Genomic DNA, 13,272 nt, shown 5'->3' with positions numbered 1-13,272 from the left:
TATGGGCTTATTTGAACGTTATTTAACTTTATGGGTAGGGTTGTGCATTTTTTTTGGAGTGCTACTTGGTAATTTATTTCCTAGTTTATTTCAATGGGTTGCCGCTCAAGAAATTGCAAATGTAAATATTCCCGTTGCTATATTTATTTGGGTGATGATTTATCCAATGATGATTCAAGTGGATTTTTCATCTATTAAAGACATTGGCAAAAAACCAAAAGGAATCATCTTAACTTTGATCATTAATTGGCTAGTTAAACCCTTTACGATGGCATTACTTGGTTGGTTATTTTTCAAAGTTTTGTTTGTGGATTTTGTCGATCCACAAACCGCAACTGAATATATTGCGGGGATGATTTTATTAGGTGTTGCTCCATGTACAGCAATGGTATTTGTCTGGAGTCATTTAACAAAAGGGGATGCAAATTACACATTGGTACAAGTATCGGTCAATGACATTATTATGATTTTTGCCTTTGCGCCGATCACTGCATTTTTATTAGGTGTCAGTGATGTAACTGTACCTTGGGGAACATTATTTATTTCTGTGGTGTTGTATGTGGTTATTCCATTAGTAGCGGGCATTGTTACTCGAAAAATGTTAGATAATAAAAAAGACACAGACCAATTATCTAACTCCAATTCACCTGAATCCGATACAGCTGTTACGAAATTAGATCAATTTATTCATTCAGTCAAACCCATTTCTATCGCAGGATTATTGGCAACGGTTGTATTATTATTTGGATTTCAAGCTCAAACCATTTTAGCCAATCCACTTGCAATCGTGCTTATTGCGATTCCATTATTGATTCAAACCTATGGTATTTTTGCAATCACTTACGGTGCTGCAAAATTCATAAAACTGCCGCACAATATTGCTGCGCCATCAAGCATGATTGGTACGTCCAACTTTTTTGAATTGGCCGTTGCAGTGGCAATATCATTATTTGGATTACAATCAGGCGCGGCATTAGCCACTGTTGTGGGTGTCTTAGTAGAAGTACCTGTCATGTTAACTTTAGTTGCTTTCGTTAATCGAACTGGGCATTGGTTTGATAATAAACAGGTTTGATAATAAAAAGATTTGAATACAAACCGCTTTAAGAAAAAACAGGCTTGAACACAACCAAGCCTGATTACTAATAGGAATATAAAATGAAACAGCATCCTTTTTATTCAATTGATTGTCCTAATTCAACAGGGCAGTTATTGTTAACCCCTTGCCCTGGCACAAAAGATATTGATTTAAAACAATCTCTAATTGAATTAAACCAAGCAGGGGCAACTGCGGCGATTACTTTAATGTTAGAAAATGAGATCTATGAATTAGCTGTCACCGAGTTAAGTCAAATCTGCGATGAGCTAGAAATGCAATGGTTTCATTTACCCATTGTTGATGAAGGTGCACCCGAAGCGGTATTTGAAAAATTATGGCAACAATATCAAAATGAAATTCACGCCATTTTAAATGATAACGAATCGATTGTGATTCATTGTAAAGGTGGATCGGGACGAACTGGAGTGGTTGCGGCAAAAATATTATTAGAACGTGGCGCAGATTTTAAAACTACCATTGATACAATTAAATCCTTAAGACCCAGTGCATTTACCCATGACGTGCAAGTGGCTTATATTGAGCAATTTAACGTTTGATGTATTTATTTACTATTTCTGTTAACTCATTTTCATCAATAGGTTTGGATAAATAATCGGTCATGCCAGAGGCGATGCATTTTTCTTTATCGCCTTTCATGGCATTGGCTGTAAGTGCGACAATCACAATTTCAGAGTTTTCAGATCCTGCTTTGCCTAATCTTATTTGATGCGACGCGGTATAACCATCCATAACAGGCATCTGACAATCCATAAATACAATATCAAAATAATTTATTTTTTTGTTCAATATATCAAGTGCTTGTTGTCCGTTTTCTGCAATATCGACTTCGCAATCTAACTGTTCAAATAAACTTAAAGCGACTTGTTGATTAACAAAATTATCTTCCACTAACAACACTTTTATTTTTTCTTGATCTGACTTATCTTGAATAAGTTCATTTTCTATTATCAGGTTGCCTTGTTTATTATCCACATTACGCACTAAATCTAAACAATAAATAATATCTTTTAAAATGGTAGGTTTTGGATAACTATATTGATAATGCAAACCTGATTGTTTTTGATGTAACGAAGTTAATACAACAATCTTAAATGAGTTATTATTATTTTTTTTCAATAATTCATCATAACCATTGTTATCAATAACAAACGTTTCATCGATTAATATTAAATCGTACTGTTCAGATTCAACACTCTGAATCACATCATTAAAATTATTATATTTGCTCACATTGACAGCAAAACGAGAAAACTGTTGTTCAATGTTAATTTGCTTAGAGGGATCCTCAACGACTACCGCCACTTTTATTTCACAGTATTTATCTATCAAATCTTGATTAAACTGCGAATCAACTTCACCTTTAATCAATACATCAAATTCAAATTTACTCCCTACTCCAGCTTCACTTTCAACACTGACCCCGCCGCCCATCAATTCAGTCAGCTTCTTAACAATAGAAAGCCCTAACCCTGTCCCACCATATTTTCGAGTAGTTGAATTATCTGCCTGAGTGAATTTTTCAAATAACAATCCAATTTTATTGCCTTCAATTCCAATTCCAGTATCTATAACAGAACATGACAGTTTAAATTGATTGTTAGAAACAACATTTGTTTTGGCGACAATTTGAATACTTCCTACTTGAGTAAATTTTATTGCGTTACCTACTACATTTAATAAAATTTATTTAATGCGCCCTGGATCTCCAATATATAAATTCTGCTCTACTTCGGAATAATCCAGCAACAATTTAATATCTTTATTTTTTATTGTTGTTGCAGCAGATTCAGTAACTTCACCTAATAATGTAATTAAATCAAATTCTATTTCTTCAATATCTAACTTACCGGCTTCTATTTTTGAAAAATCCAAAATATCATTAATAATCACAAGTAATCCATTTGCGCTATTTAATGCAAGTTCAATTTTATGATTTTGTTCATCAGTTAATGTTGTTCTTTTTACTATATTCAACATACCAAGAATACCATTCATTGGCGTGCGTATTTCGTGACTCATGCTGGCTAAAAATTCGCTTTTTGCAATGACGGCCGATTCTGCCAACTCTTTAGACTGTTTCAATTCAAGTTGGATTTGTTTTTGATCGGTGATATCGGTTCGAATTGCTATGTATTGTTCAACGCGTCCTGAACCCTCTTTAAATGGCACTATCGTACTTTGCACCCAATAATAATGCCCATCTTTTGCTTTGTTTTTAATTTCTCCGTGCCATATATTGCCTTTACTGATGCATATATAAAATTCACGCCAAAAATCACTGCTATGATAATTTGAATTAATCATACGATGATTTTGACCGATGAGTTCTAACTGTGTGTATCCACTGATTTTTTCAAACCGGTCATTAACTGAAATAATATTTCCTTTGATATCGGTAATTGAAATAATGGAATGCTGGTCAAACGCAAATTTTATATTCTCTAGTTCTAGTAACGACTTTATTGCCATACTTTGGTTGTGCTTTAACATTGTTTCATAATTATTTTGCCTATCTAACATGGCATTATAATTAGTCGCCAATTGATTAATTTCAGTGGCGCTGTTTTCGCATTCAATGTGATTAAATTTTCCTGAAGTTCTATTTTTGCTTTCGTTACTTATTTGTTGAATTGGTCGACTTATTTTTTTACCTATCAAATAGGAAAGTAGCGCAATCATTACCAGGCATAAAATCAGCAACCAATAAAAAGTCGTTTTAAAATTTCTTATCGAATCATAAGCTTCTTCTTTATTAATCTCATACACAAATTTCCAGTTAACATCTAATAAATCAAGCGAATGCACCACTCCAATTACCGAGCGATTATTAACACCTACATAATTTCTTTTAGCAACGAGCTCTTTTTCAATTTCCTTAAAATTTATTGATGTAATTTCATTATAAATTTTACTTTTAAGAATATCTTTGTTCTCAAAATCACTAACTGAACTTCTTAAATAACGATCAGCATTCACAATATAATTAACCATGGAAGAATGTTGTGTATTGGAATATAACTGCATTGCTGATTCAAAATTAATTTGCAATGCAAATGCGCCAATTGTTTGATTATTTGATGTTATAATTGGACTGACAATAAAACCAGAAACCACATTATTCGATGGGGCGTAATATTCTAAATCGCTAAATTTTGCTTGCTTAGTATGCATGACTTGTCGAAATGTTTTGCCAAATAAAGTATCAGAATAAATACCAGTATTAAGATTAGTACCAAGGTCGGACTCACCGGCTAGGGTATATAAAATATTTCCGTCTATATCAATCAAAAATATGTCATAAAAATCAGCATGCATGGATGAGAAATGCGTGTAATATTCGTGGTACTCATCACTCAAACTTCGCCAAAATTTGGATCGTGTATATTGGTTTAATGGCGCATTATTAAGTAAATAAGACTGATGTAACTGGCTAACAAATTTTTGAGTTGTATTTGTTGTAGATTCAAAAGTTACCGAATCAGTTAATTCATCAAACCATTTTTCTAGGGATTTTTTGCTAATTGTGGATATTTCTATCAGTTCTTCTTCTATTGACTGATCGAAACCTTGTTTGATGCTAGGGTATGTCACCGCTATCAATAAAATCAAAGGTATAATAGATACAAATAAAAAACTGGTGATCAACATCGATAATATTGAAATCGATTTTTTAGTCACTTTGTTTTCTAACTTCTGATTTGCATTCTCTAGCATGTATCAATTTGCCTAATTAATTTAGAGTTCAAAAGTAGCCTTTTTATATCTTTAGTTGTAAAAATCATCAATAACGCTTTCTTAGTTTAGTCAAGCATCAGAATTTTACTATTTTTATACTAATTATCTTTTTAACTATTCAAATAACTGTCTACACTCAATTTAAGCCTACTTTTTTTGAAGGAGCTTTCCTTGTGGGCATCACATTCACTAAGGCAAACGGAGCCTTTTATGCGATATAAACTAGCTAATCTATTTAATCAATCTCTACGTTTTATAGGGTTTAAAACTATCAATGCGCAATTTACATTGTCTTTTGCGCTAATCATTATATTAACTGGGGCATCGCTGCTTACTTTGTATTTCTCCATGAATTCAAGCGCTCAAACGGTGGATATTGCAGGGCGCCAACGCATGTTAAGTCAACGCCTTGCCAAAGAAGTGTTACTTGTTAGCAATAAAGCACTAGATCAAAGCGTAATGAATAAAACTATTTCTTTGTTTGAGTCTTCCCACAAAAGCTTATTAGAAGGTAATGCGCAACAACACATCCTTGCTCCCCAAACCGAACAAATTAAACAAGGGTTACTCGATGTGCAATCATTATGGCAAGGCTATGTTAAAACCATTAATAACTATCTAAACAGCCAAGACCCCGCATTGTTATCTTCATTGCAAACTCAAAGTATTGAAGTATTAACGACTATGGATGCAACCGTTGGCTTAATTGCCCTTAGTGACAGCCAAAACCTAAAACAGCAACAAATGCTGACCTTGTTATTTTCAATTGGTGTATTAATTATTGCGTTAATCAGTCGATTCTTAGGGCTTCATTGGCTAATGAGACAAATTCGTTTATTTCAAACACAATTAACGAGCTTATCTGATGGTGATTTTTCAAAACAAATTGATGCCGATAGTAGTGATAATGAAATTGGCACAATGTTCAGCGCGTATAATAAAGTCATATCAGATATAGGCGGATTAGTGCATGGTGTTTCTCAATTAAGTCAGACTGTTGAAAAACGCAGCTTAGCATTAACTGAATCAGCAGATCATGCTGATGCACAAATTAGCAAGCAAACCTCTGAGTTAGATCAAGTGGCTACCGCAATGAATGAAATGACCGTTACAGTCGAAGAAGTTGCCAAACACGCTAACCAGGCATCGATCAGTGCAAATGAAGCAACCACTCAAGCAACCAATAGCCAAACGAATGTCGATCAATCGGTAAAAAATATTAATAACTTATCCAATGATCTTGCAGGCGCCGAACATGTCATGCATCAATTAGACGAAGACAGTCAAGAAATAGGAAATGTACTTACCGTGATTACAGGTATTGCCGAGCAAACAAATTTACTTGCATTAAATGCAGCCATTGAAGCTGCTCGTGCGGGAGATCAGGGTCGTGGTTTTGCGGTTGTGGCAGATGAAGTGCGTACATTAGCCCAACGTACACAAGAATCAACTGAAGAAATTCAACGCATCATTGAACGATTACAAAACCAAGCGGATAAAGCGGTAAATGTAATGAAAAGCAGTACCGAATCGTCTAAAAACAGTGCCGTTCAAATACAAGATACCAATCAATCATTAACTAATATTACCAGTGCTATTGAACAGATTAATCAATTAAATACTCAAATTGCATCGGCGTCAGAACAACAATCTCAAGTGTCATTAGAGATTGATAAAAATATAAATAACATTGCAAACGCCGCAAATGATACTCAATTAATTTCTAAATCTGTGAAATCAAATGCTGTGTTAATTAATCAAGAAGTATCAGAATTGAACAGTATGTTATTGCGATTTAAAATATAATCGGTATCGACGTGATTTAATCAAGGAATCTCTGATCTAGAAAGATAAATCTTTCTAAATCAAAGAGTCCTTAAACATTTGGAGTTCATTTGTTACACACTATTTTTCAATATTTAAATGAAGGGTTTAATAAAAACAAACATCCTTTATACAAAGAACGCCTTACTCTTCTTAGAAAACTCAAAAAATCCATAATTGATAATCAAGCTGATTTATACATTGCTGCGACAAAAGATTTTGGTCAACGAAGTGAAACTGAAACACAAATTATAGAAATTTTACCTTGCATTCAATCTATTGATTACTCGATCAAACATTTAAAAAAATGGATGAAACCTGAATCTCGTCATACATCTTGGTTATATCTTCCTGGCATTAATCATATATTTTACCAACCTAAAGGGGTCATTGGCATTATTGTGCCATGGAATTATCCAATTTTTTTAAGCCTAGGGCCGTTAATTGCAGCGTTAAGTGCAGGTAATTACTGCATGATAAAAATGTCTGAATTTACACCTAATACTAATAAAGTCATCAAACATATTATTGATACTACTTTAAAAAATAAGGTAGCAATCGTAGAGGGCGAAATAGATGTTGCCATTGAATTTAGCCAGCTACCGTTTGCGCATTTATTATATACAGGCTCTACACAAGTTGGTAAATCGGTGATGGCTGCGGCAAGTAAAAATTTAACACCCGTTACGTTAGAGCTTGGTGGAAAATCGCCGTTAGTGATTACTGAAGATATTGATATTCAATCAGTTGCGCAAAAAATAATTTTTGGGAAATTGACAAATGCAGGTCAAACTTGTATTGGAATCGATTATTTATTACTGCCCAAAAACAAATTAAATGACTGTATTGAGTCTATTCAAGCTGCATTTAATATTTTTTATCAAGACCAAACGACATTTAATGAATACACCAGCATTTTAAATCAACGACACTTAGCCAGACTCACCCACTATATTGATGAAGCAAAAAACAAAGGCGCAAAAATTATTCGTTGCGAAAATGTTTTATTCAATACTGAAACATCCCTTGAAAATAGATTAATGCCATTAACCCTTATAGTGGATGCTCCATTGGATTGTTTAGTATGGCAAGAAGAAATTTTTGGCCCGATTTTACCGATACATTGTGTAGATAATCTTGATCAAGCTATTGAGTTTATTAACGAGCGTCCACACCCTTTGGCAATATATTTATTTTCAAATGATAAACACGCTCACTATAAAATAAAAACTCAAACTCATAGTGGTGGCATTTGCATTAACGATTCTTTACTTCATGTTGCACAAGACGATTTGCCATTTGGAGGAATTGGCCCTTCTGGAATGGGGAGCTACCATGCTATTGAAGGTTTTAAAACATTCAGCCATGCTAAATCTATTCATAAAAAATGGCGATTTAGTTCATCTATACTTGCTTACCCACAACATCGCCATGGTTTATTAAAACGTATTTTAAATTATATTTTAAATTAACCCTTTGTACGTTTTGCTAATTGTAAAAAATCTTCTAAATATATAGGTTGTGCTTCTGCTCTACAGCCTAAATATAATGTTTTTTGTAAACCAGATTTTCCCAATTTTATTGCTTTAATATTCATTTCTTTTTGATATTGTTTAACTAACCATTTTGGTAAACACGCCACAGCGCGATTAGCTTCTACCATTTGCAGCATAATATCAGTTGCCTCAACCGTTTTATGTTGCTTGGGCAAACAATTTGACACAGATAAAAATAAATTAAAAATATCCAATCGCGATGGTTCAACCGGATAAGTAATTAATGTTTGTTCGATTAAATCTTCAGGGGTAATAAATCGTTTATGTGCAAGCGGGTGATCCGTTGCCACTACTAACGATTGTTCGTACTCAAATACTGGAATAAAAATTAAGCCTTTTGTTTGAATCGGATCTGGGGTGACTAATAAATCAATCTCTTGATTATATAATGCGCCTACGCCTCCAAATTTAAATTTTTGTTTAACATCCACATCTACATCAGGATATTTGGCTAAATAGGGTTTAACGACCTTTAGCAACCATTGATAGCAAGGGTGGCACTCCATGCCTATTTTCAAAATACCTTTTTCACCTTGAGCCATCAATTTTAAATTGTCTTCAATTTTTTCAAATTGAGGTAATAATTTTTCAGCAGATTTTAAAAGGGCAATACCTGCTTGAGTCATCTGAATTTGACGGCCTTTTTTTTGCCACAGATTGATACCCAAGCTGTCTTCTAATTTTTTCACACTATGACTAAGTGCCGACTGAGTTAAAAATAATGCGTCAGCGGCTTTAGTTAACGAGCCTTGACGCTCAATTTCTCGCATTATTTGTAAGTGCTGTCTTTCAATCATGAGTCCTCCTAAAACACACAAATCAATTATATGAATAATATTCATCAATAAATGAAATATTACCATTATTATTCATCAATTAACCATACTAATATTTAGTCATCCATTATTGAGGTGCAAACACATGACTATTATTCATAACTTAGGTTTTCCAAGAATTGGTAAACAACGCGAACTAAAATTTTTACTTGAGGACTATTGGAATAACAAAATAAGCCAACCAGATTTTTTTGAACAAGCTTATAAAATACAATTAGAAAATATCTTGCTGCAAAAAGATTTAGATTTAATACCTATTGGGGATTTTTCCTTTTATGATCATGTATTAGATTTAAGTTTTGCTTTAAATCATATTCCACAACGCACAGCTCATATTGAAAACAAGCTGGATCAATATTTCACCATTGCTCGTGGACAAGCAACCAAATCCAGTTGCTGTCACACACAGGCAGGATCTTTATTAAAATGGTTTGATACCAACTACCATTACATTGTGCCTGAATTAACCGACCATATAGACTTTAAAGCCAATGCTAATTTTTATATTAATCAAATTAAAAACATAACTAATCACTCTGACATTCCAGTGACTAAACTTAAGCAAGTTTTATTAAGCCCTGTTAGTTATCTGCATCTATGCAAAAATAATTCTCAACAGGAAGCTTTAGATTTTTTACCCGAATTAACCAAATCGTTTATTCAATTAATTGAGCAAATCAAACAAACGGGCGTGCAATATTTTCAAATTGACGAACCCATATTAGCAACCGATTTAGAAAAACCCTGGCAACACGCTATTAAAAGTACATTTGAACAATTAAAACAAACCGGAGTGAAAATTATTGCTACCAGTTATTTTGGTAAACTTGAAGACAATTTAGATTTGGCTTTGTCACTATCTGCAGATGTGATTCATATTGACGCACTGGAATTAAACGAAGCAAAACAAGTAAGTGAGCGAATAGCAAAAGACAAAATATTAAGTTTGGGAATCATTAATGGTCGGAATATCTGGAAAAAAGAACACGATCATTATTTAACTGAACTTAATTCAATCAGACAACATTTAGATAATAGACTTTGGTTAGCGCCAAGCTGTTCATTACTCCATGTGCCTGTTGCACTTGAGCAAGAGCTTAATTTTGATCCACATATTAAAAACAAACTCAGTTTTGCCGTTGAAAAATTGCAAGAGTTATCCACAATTAAAAATAGACTCAACACAAATGAATTTGATTTAACTGATCAACAGAACTCAAAAAATACTGCAAATAAAAATAGCAAAACTGCAATTTCAACTTCGACTTCGACTTCAACTTCAACTTCAACTACAACCACAGCTTCAACTACAAAAAATTCCGTTCAAAATTTTAATCGAGCATCATCATTTATAAAACGTAAAGACATTCAAAAAAAGCACTTGAATTTACCTTTGTTTCCAACCACCACCATTGGATCGTTTCCGCAAACCAAACAAATTCGCACTATTAGGCAAGCATTTAAGAAAAATACGATTTCAGAATCAGAATATATTGAGCAAATACATCAACAAATTAAGCATTGTGTTGATATTCAATTAGAGATTGATTTAGACGTTTTAGTACATGGCGAAGCAGAGCGTAATGACATGGTTGAATATTTTGGCGAGCAACTTAATGGGTTCGTTTTTAGTCAATTCGGTTGGGTACAATCTTATGGTTCACGATGCGTCAAACCTCCCATCATCTATGATACTGTCAGCCGCAAACATGACATCACTGTAAAATGGACAACTTATGCTCAGTCTTTAACCGATAAACCCGTCAAGGGTATGTTGACCGGCCCAGTTACAATATTAAATTGGTCGTTTGTGCGTGATGACCAACCCATTAGTCAAACCTGTTTTGAAATTGCCAAAGCCATTGCACAAGAAGTGCTGGCGCTAGAACAAGCTGGCATTAAAATCATTCAAATTGATGAAGCTGCATTACGTGAAGGGCTACCACTTCGCAAACATAAGTGGCCAGAATATTTAGATTGGGCAGTGAATGCATTTCAGTTAACGACTAATTCTGTAAAAGATGACACACAAATTCATACTCACATGTGTTACAGCGATTTTAATGACATCATTGAACACATAGCAAGACTTGATGCCGATGTGATTACCATTGAAGCATCACGATCGGATTTAAGTTTATTTGATGCGTTCAAACGATTTGATTATCCAAATGATATTGGTCCAGGAGTTTATGACATCCACTCACCAAATTTACCAAATCAATTGGAAATTCAATCATTAATCAAACAAGCGACACAAACCATTAACGCTGATCAATTGTGGATTAATCCAGATTGCGGATTAAAAACCAGAAATTGGGAAGAAGTGATTCCCGCTTTGAAAACAATGGTGAGTGCTGCTAAAGCACTTCGTAAAGAGTTTAAATTGGCTAACTTAAGTTGACATTCAAAACACATGTTTCATTTGCGCAATACTTACTATTAAGGTGAGTATTGCATTTAACCCTTGTATATCAGCTTATCGCCTGTTGTATGGCGCCTGTTATATGACTCCATTGTATTAACTCTCAATATCTTAACCTTCCCTTCGTTACCTACTAAATCTGCCATTAGTCATTTTATACACTCCTTAATTGACATAATATGTCTTAAAACATAATATGCCGAAATCGAAATAACATAGGTGCTTGAAATGAAAAGTCCCACACTTTTAAATCTTGTAGATTCACTTAATCAAACTGCATTAGCTGATGGCAGTTTTTTGAATATTGATATGTTTGAATCAGATAACAGCGTTGCATGTATTACCATTAATGACCGTGAAGAATTACCAATCTATATGACTGTTGATGCGGGTCAAATTTTGGTGATTACTTATTTATTTTCAGATAGCGAAATCAAAATTGAACGAAAAGCGGATTTGCTTGAAGCGATGTTAATTTTAAATGTCTCGATTCCTTTATCGGCGTTTTCAAAAATAAGCGATCAATACATCATGTTCGGCGCGTTATCACCAGAATCTAAAATTAGCGATTTAATTAAAGAAATTGAGACACTAAGTGACAATGTATTAGAAGCTATTGAAGCCGTGGGTGATTATTTAACATCTAACCAATTAAGTGCATAACCCTAAAAATCATACAGATCTAACTGGAGAGCAATATGAGTATTTTCAAAAAATTAATTACAGCAGTACGTGGTGGCGCATCTGAAATTGGCGAAGCCATAGTAGACACCCAAGCGTTTCGAATTTTAGATCAAGAAATTCGTGATGCGAAACAAGCACTAAATGATGCTAAAAACAGCCTAGCTAATGTTGTGGCTGAAAAAATAGCCGTTGAACGTAAACTTGGCGAAATACTTCAACACATAAGTGAAAATGAAGCCTATGTATTTAAAGCATTGGATAAAAACGACGAAGCATTAGCGTTAGATATTGCCGAAAAAATATCGACTTTAGAACAAGATCGAGATGCAAATCAGGCAGTGTTAACCAGCTTTGAATCACAAATCACGACACTTAAAAAAGCCATAGCAAAATCTGAGAGCAATATTCAATCATTAGAGCGTGAATTAAAGCTAGTAGAGACAACCGACAAAGTTCAAAAAGCCAATGAATTAGCAGGTAAAGGAACCAATAACTCTAATGCGTCATTGCACAATGCTACTGAATCGTTAGCGCGTATTCGTGAACGACAACAATATAAAGAAGACTTAGCGACGGCAAACATTGAATTAGCCGAATCTTCTACCCAAGCAAGCTTGCAAAAACGTTTAGAAGAAGCAGGAATTATCAACGATAAACATTCTCCTAATTCGGTATTGGATCGACTCAAACAATCAAAATCAAACAATTAAACTATTAAACAATTAAATCAAACAACTAAATAAAACAACTAAATTAGGTTTTTAACGTGAAAAAAAATGCCCCATCCTGGTCAGTCTCCGATAAAAACATTAAGGCTGTCCAGGTTGTATTTGAACTTGAGCAGGCTCAATCAAAAAAATTGCGCATAAAAGCAATCGAAAAAGACTTAAGCCCCTCTGATTACATTAGAGAGATCATTCAATTACCTCGCAAAAAACCAGTTCGACCAAGATTAAGTATCAGCTTGTCACAATCTGACTATGAGATTTTAGCAATTCGTTATAAACTTGCGCCAACTGATCGAATTGCCATTAGGAATAAGATAAAACAAGAATTGATCAACGAAGCCGAACAATAATTAAGCGTAAATAG

11 protein-coding genes are annotated in these 13,272 nt (G+C 34.0%); 8 read left to right on the top strand and 3 right to left on the bottom strand.

What is annotated here, in order from left to right:
- The first annotated feature begins 1 nt into the window (after window position 1).
- Both arsB and TYM08_RS01915 read left to right on the top strand, forming a co-directional pair.
- Complete coding sequence (arsB, locus tag TYM08_RS01920; RefSeq protein WP_422381289.1) at window positions 2-1,075, top strand: ACR3 family arsenite efflux transporter; 1,074 nt, start codon at window positions 2-4, stop codon at window positions 1,073-1,075.
- Window positions 1,076-1,158: 83 nt separating this feature from the next.
- Window positions 1,159-1,656 (top strand): tyrosine-protein phosphatase, encoded by a 498-nt coding sequence (locus TYM08_RS01915; protein WP_422381288.1) that lies wholly within the window; start codon window positions 1,159-1,161, stop codon window positions 1,654-1,656.
- Here TYM08_RS01915 and TYM08_RS01910 read toward each other — a convergent pair.
- Entirely contained in the window at window positions 1,646-2,803 is a 1,158-nt protein-coding gene (locus tag TYM08_RS01910; protein ID WP_422382802.1) for a response regulator, read from the bottom strand. The genes TYM08_RS01915 and TYM08_RS01910 overlap by 11 nt on opposite strands.
- Window positions 2,804-4,834 carry a histidine kinase dimerization/phospho-acceptor domain-containing protein gene (locus tag TYM08_RS01905; RefSeq protein WP_422381287.1) on the bottom strand — a complete coding sequence of 677 codons (2,031 nt, stop codon included), beginning with the start codon at window positions 4,832-4,834 and terminating at the stop codon, window positions 2,804-2,806.
- A gap of 231 nt (window positions 4,835-5,065) precedes the next feature.
- On the opposite strand from TYM08_RS01905, the gene TYM08_RS01900 reads away from it, so the two are divergent.
- Window positions 5,066-6,661, top strand: coding sequence for a methyl-accepting chemotaxis protein (locus tag TYM08_RS01900; RefSeq protein WP_422381286.1), 1,596 nt, complete (start codon window positions 5,066-5,068; stop codon window positions 6,659-6,661).
- Between the two features lie 89 nt (window positions 6,662-6,750).
- On the top strand, window positions 6,751-8,151 hold the full coding sequence (locus tag TYM08_RS01895) for a coniferyl aldehyde dehydrogenase (RefSeq protein ID WP_422381285.1): 1,401 nt from the start codon (window positions 6,751-6,753) through the stop codon (window positions 8,149-8,151).
- Here the strand turns inward: TYM08_RS01895 and TYM08_RS01890 are convergent.
- Window positions 8,148-9,032, bottom strand: coding sequence for a LysR family transcriptional regulator (locus TYM08_RS01890; RefSeq protein WP_422381284.1), 885 nt, complete (start codon window positions 9,030-9,032; stop codon window positions 8,148-8,150). The two genes, TYM08_RS01895 and TYM08_RS01890, sit on opposite strands and share 4 nt — an antisense overlap.
- Before the next feature lie 124 nt (window positions 9,033-9,156).
- Between TYM08_RS01890 and metE the strand changes: the two genes are divergently transcribed.
- The 4 genes from metE to TYM08_RS01870 all read left to right on the top strand — a co-directional run bounded on the left by metE (window position 9,157) and on the right by TYM08_RS01870 (window position 13,258).
- Entirely contained in the window at window positions 9,157-11,475 is a 2,319-nt protein-coding gene (metE, locus tag TYM08_RS01885) for a 5-methyltetrahydropteroyltriglutamate--homocysteine S-methyltransferase (RefSeq protein WP_422381283.1), read from the top strand.
- Between the two features lie 249 nt (window positions 11,476-11,724).
- Window positions 11,725-12,159, top strand: a complete 435-nt coding sequence (locus tag TYM08_RS01880; RefSeq protein ID WP_422381282.1) for a DUF2170 family protein — start codon at window positions 11,725-11,727, stop codon at window positions 12,157-12,159.
- 35 nt (window positions 12,160-12,194) lie between these two features.
- The gene (locus TYM08_RS01875; protein ID WP_422381281.1) at window positions 12,195-12,890 is read left to right on the top strand and encodes a PspA/IM30 family protein; all 696 of its coding nucleotides are present in this window, start codon (window positions 12,195-12,197) and stop codon (window positions 12,888-12,890) included.
- A gap of 56 nt (window positions 12,891-12,946) precedes the next feature.
- The gene (locus TYM08_RS01870; protein WP_422381280.1) at window positions 12,947-13,258 is read left to right on the top strand and encodes a hypothetical protein; all 312 of its coding nucleotides are present in this window, start codon (window positions 12,947-12,949) and stop codon (window positions 13,256-13,258) included.
- The last annotated feature ends 14 nt before the right edge of the window (window positions 13,259-13,272 follow it).

The sequence above is a fragment of the Marinicellulosiphila megalodicopiae genome, from assembly GCF_045862395.1.
GTDB classification, from domain to species: domain Bacteria; phylum Pseudomonadota; class Gammaproteobacteria; order Pseudomonadales; family Natronospirillaceae; genus Marinicellulosiphila; species Marinicellulosiphila megalodicopiae.
Note: the sequence above shows the minus strand (reverse complement) of the source record. Positions and strands in the feature narration are given on the sequence as shown.

Bases quoted from the DNA above. Each gene is read 5' to 3' on its own strand.
- TYM08_RS01905 (WP_422381287.1), bottom strand. From the start codon at position 4,834: ATGCTAGAGAATGCAAATCAGAAGTTAGAAAACAAAGTGACTAAAAAA.
- TYM08_RS01875 (WP_422381281.1), top strand. From the start codon at position 12,195: ATGAGTATTTTCAAAAAATTAATTACAGCAGTACGTGGTGGCGCATCT.
- TYM08_RS01890 (WP_422381284.1), bottom strand. From the start codon at position 9,032: ATGATTGAAAGACAGCACTTACAAATAATGCGAGAAATTGAGCGTCAA.
- metE (WP_422381283.1), top strand. From the start codon at position 9,157: ATGACTATTATTCATAACTTAGGTTTTCCAAGAATTGGTAAACAACGC.
- TYM08_RS01900 (WP_422381286.1), top strand. From the start codon at position 5,066: ATGCGATATAAACTAGCTAATCTATTTAATCAATCTCTACGTTTTATA.
- TYM08_RS01880 (WP_422381282.1), top strand. From the start codon at position 11,725: ATGAAAAGTCCCACACTTTTAAATCTTGTAGATTCACTTAATCAAACT.
- TYM08_RS01915 (WP_422381288.1), top strand. From the start codon at position 1,159: ATGAAACAGCATCCTTTTTATTCAATTGATTGTCCTAATTCAACAGGG.
- arsB (WP_422381289.1), top strand. From the start codon at position 2: ATGGGCTTATTTGAACGTTATTTAACTTTATGGGTAGGGTTGTGCATT.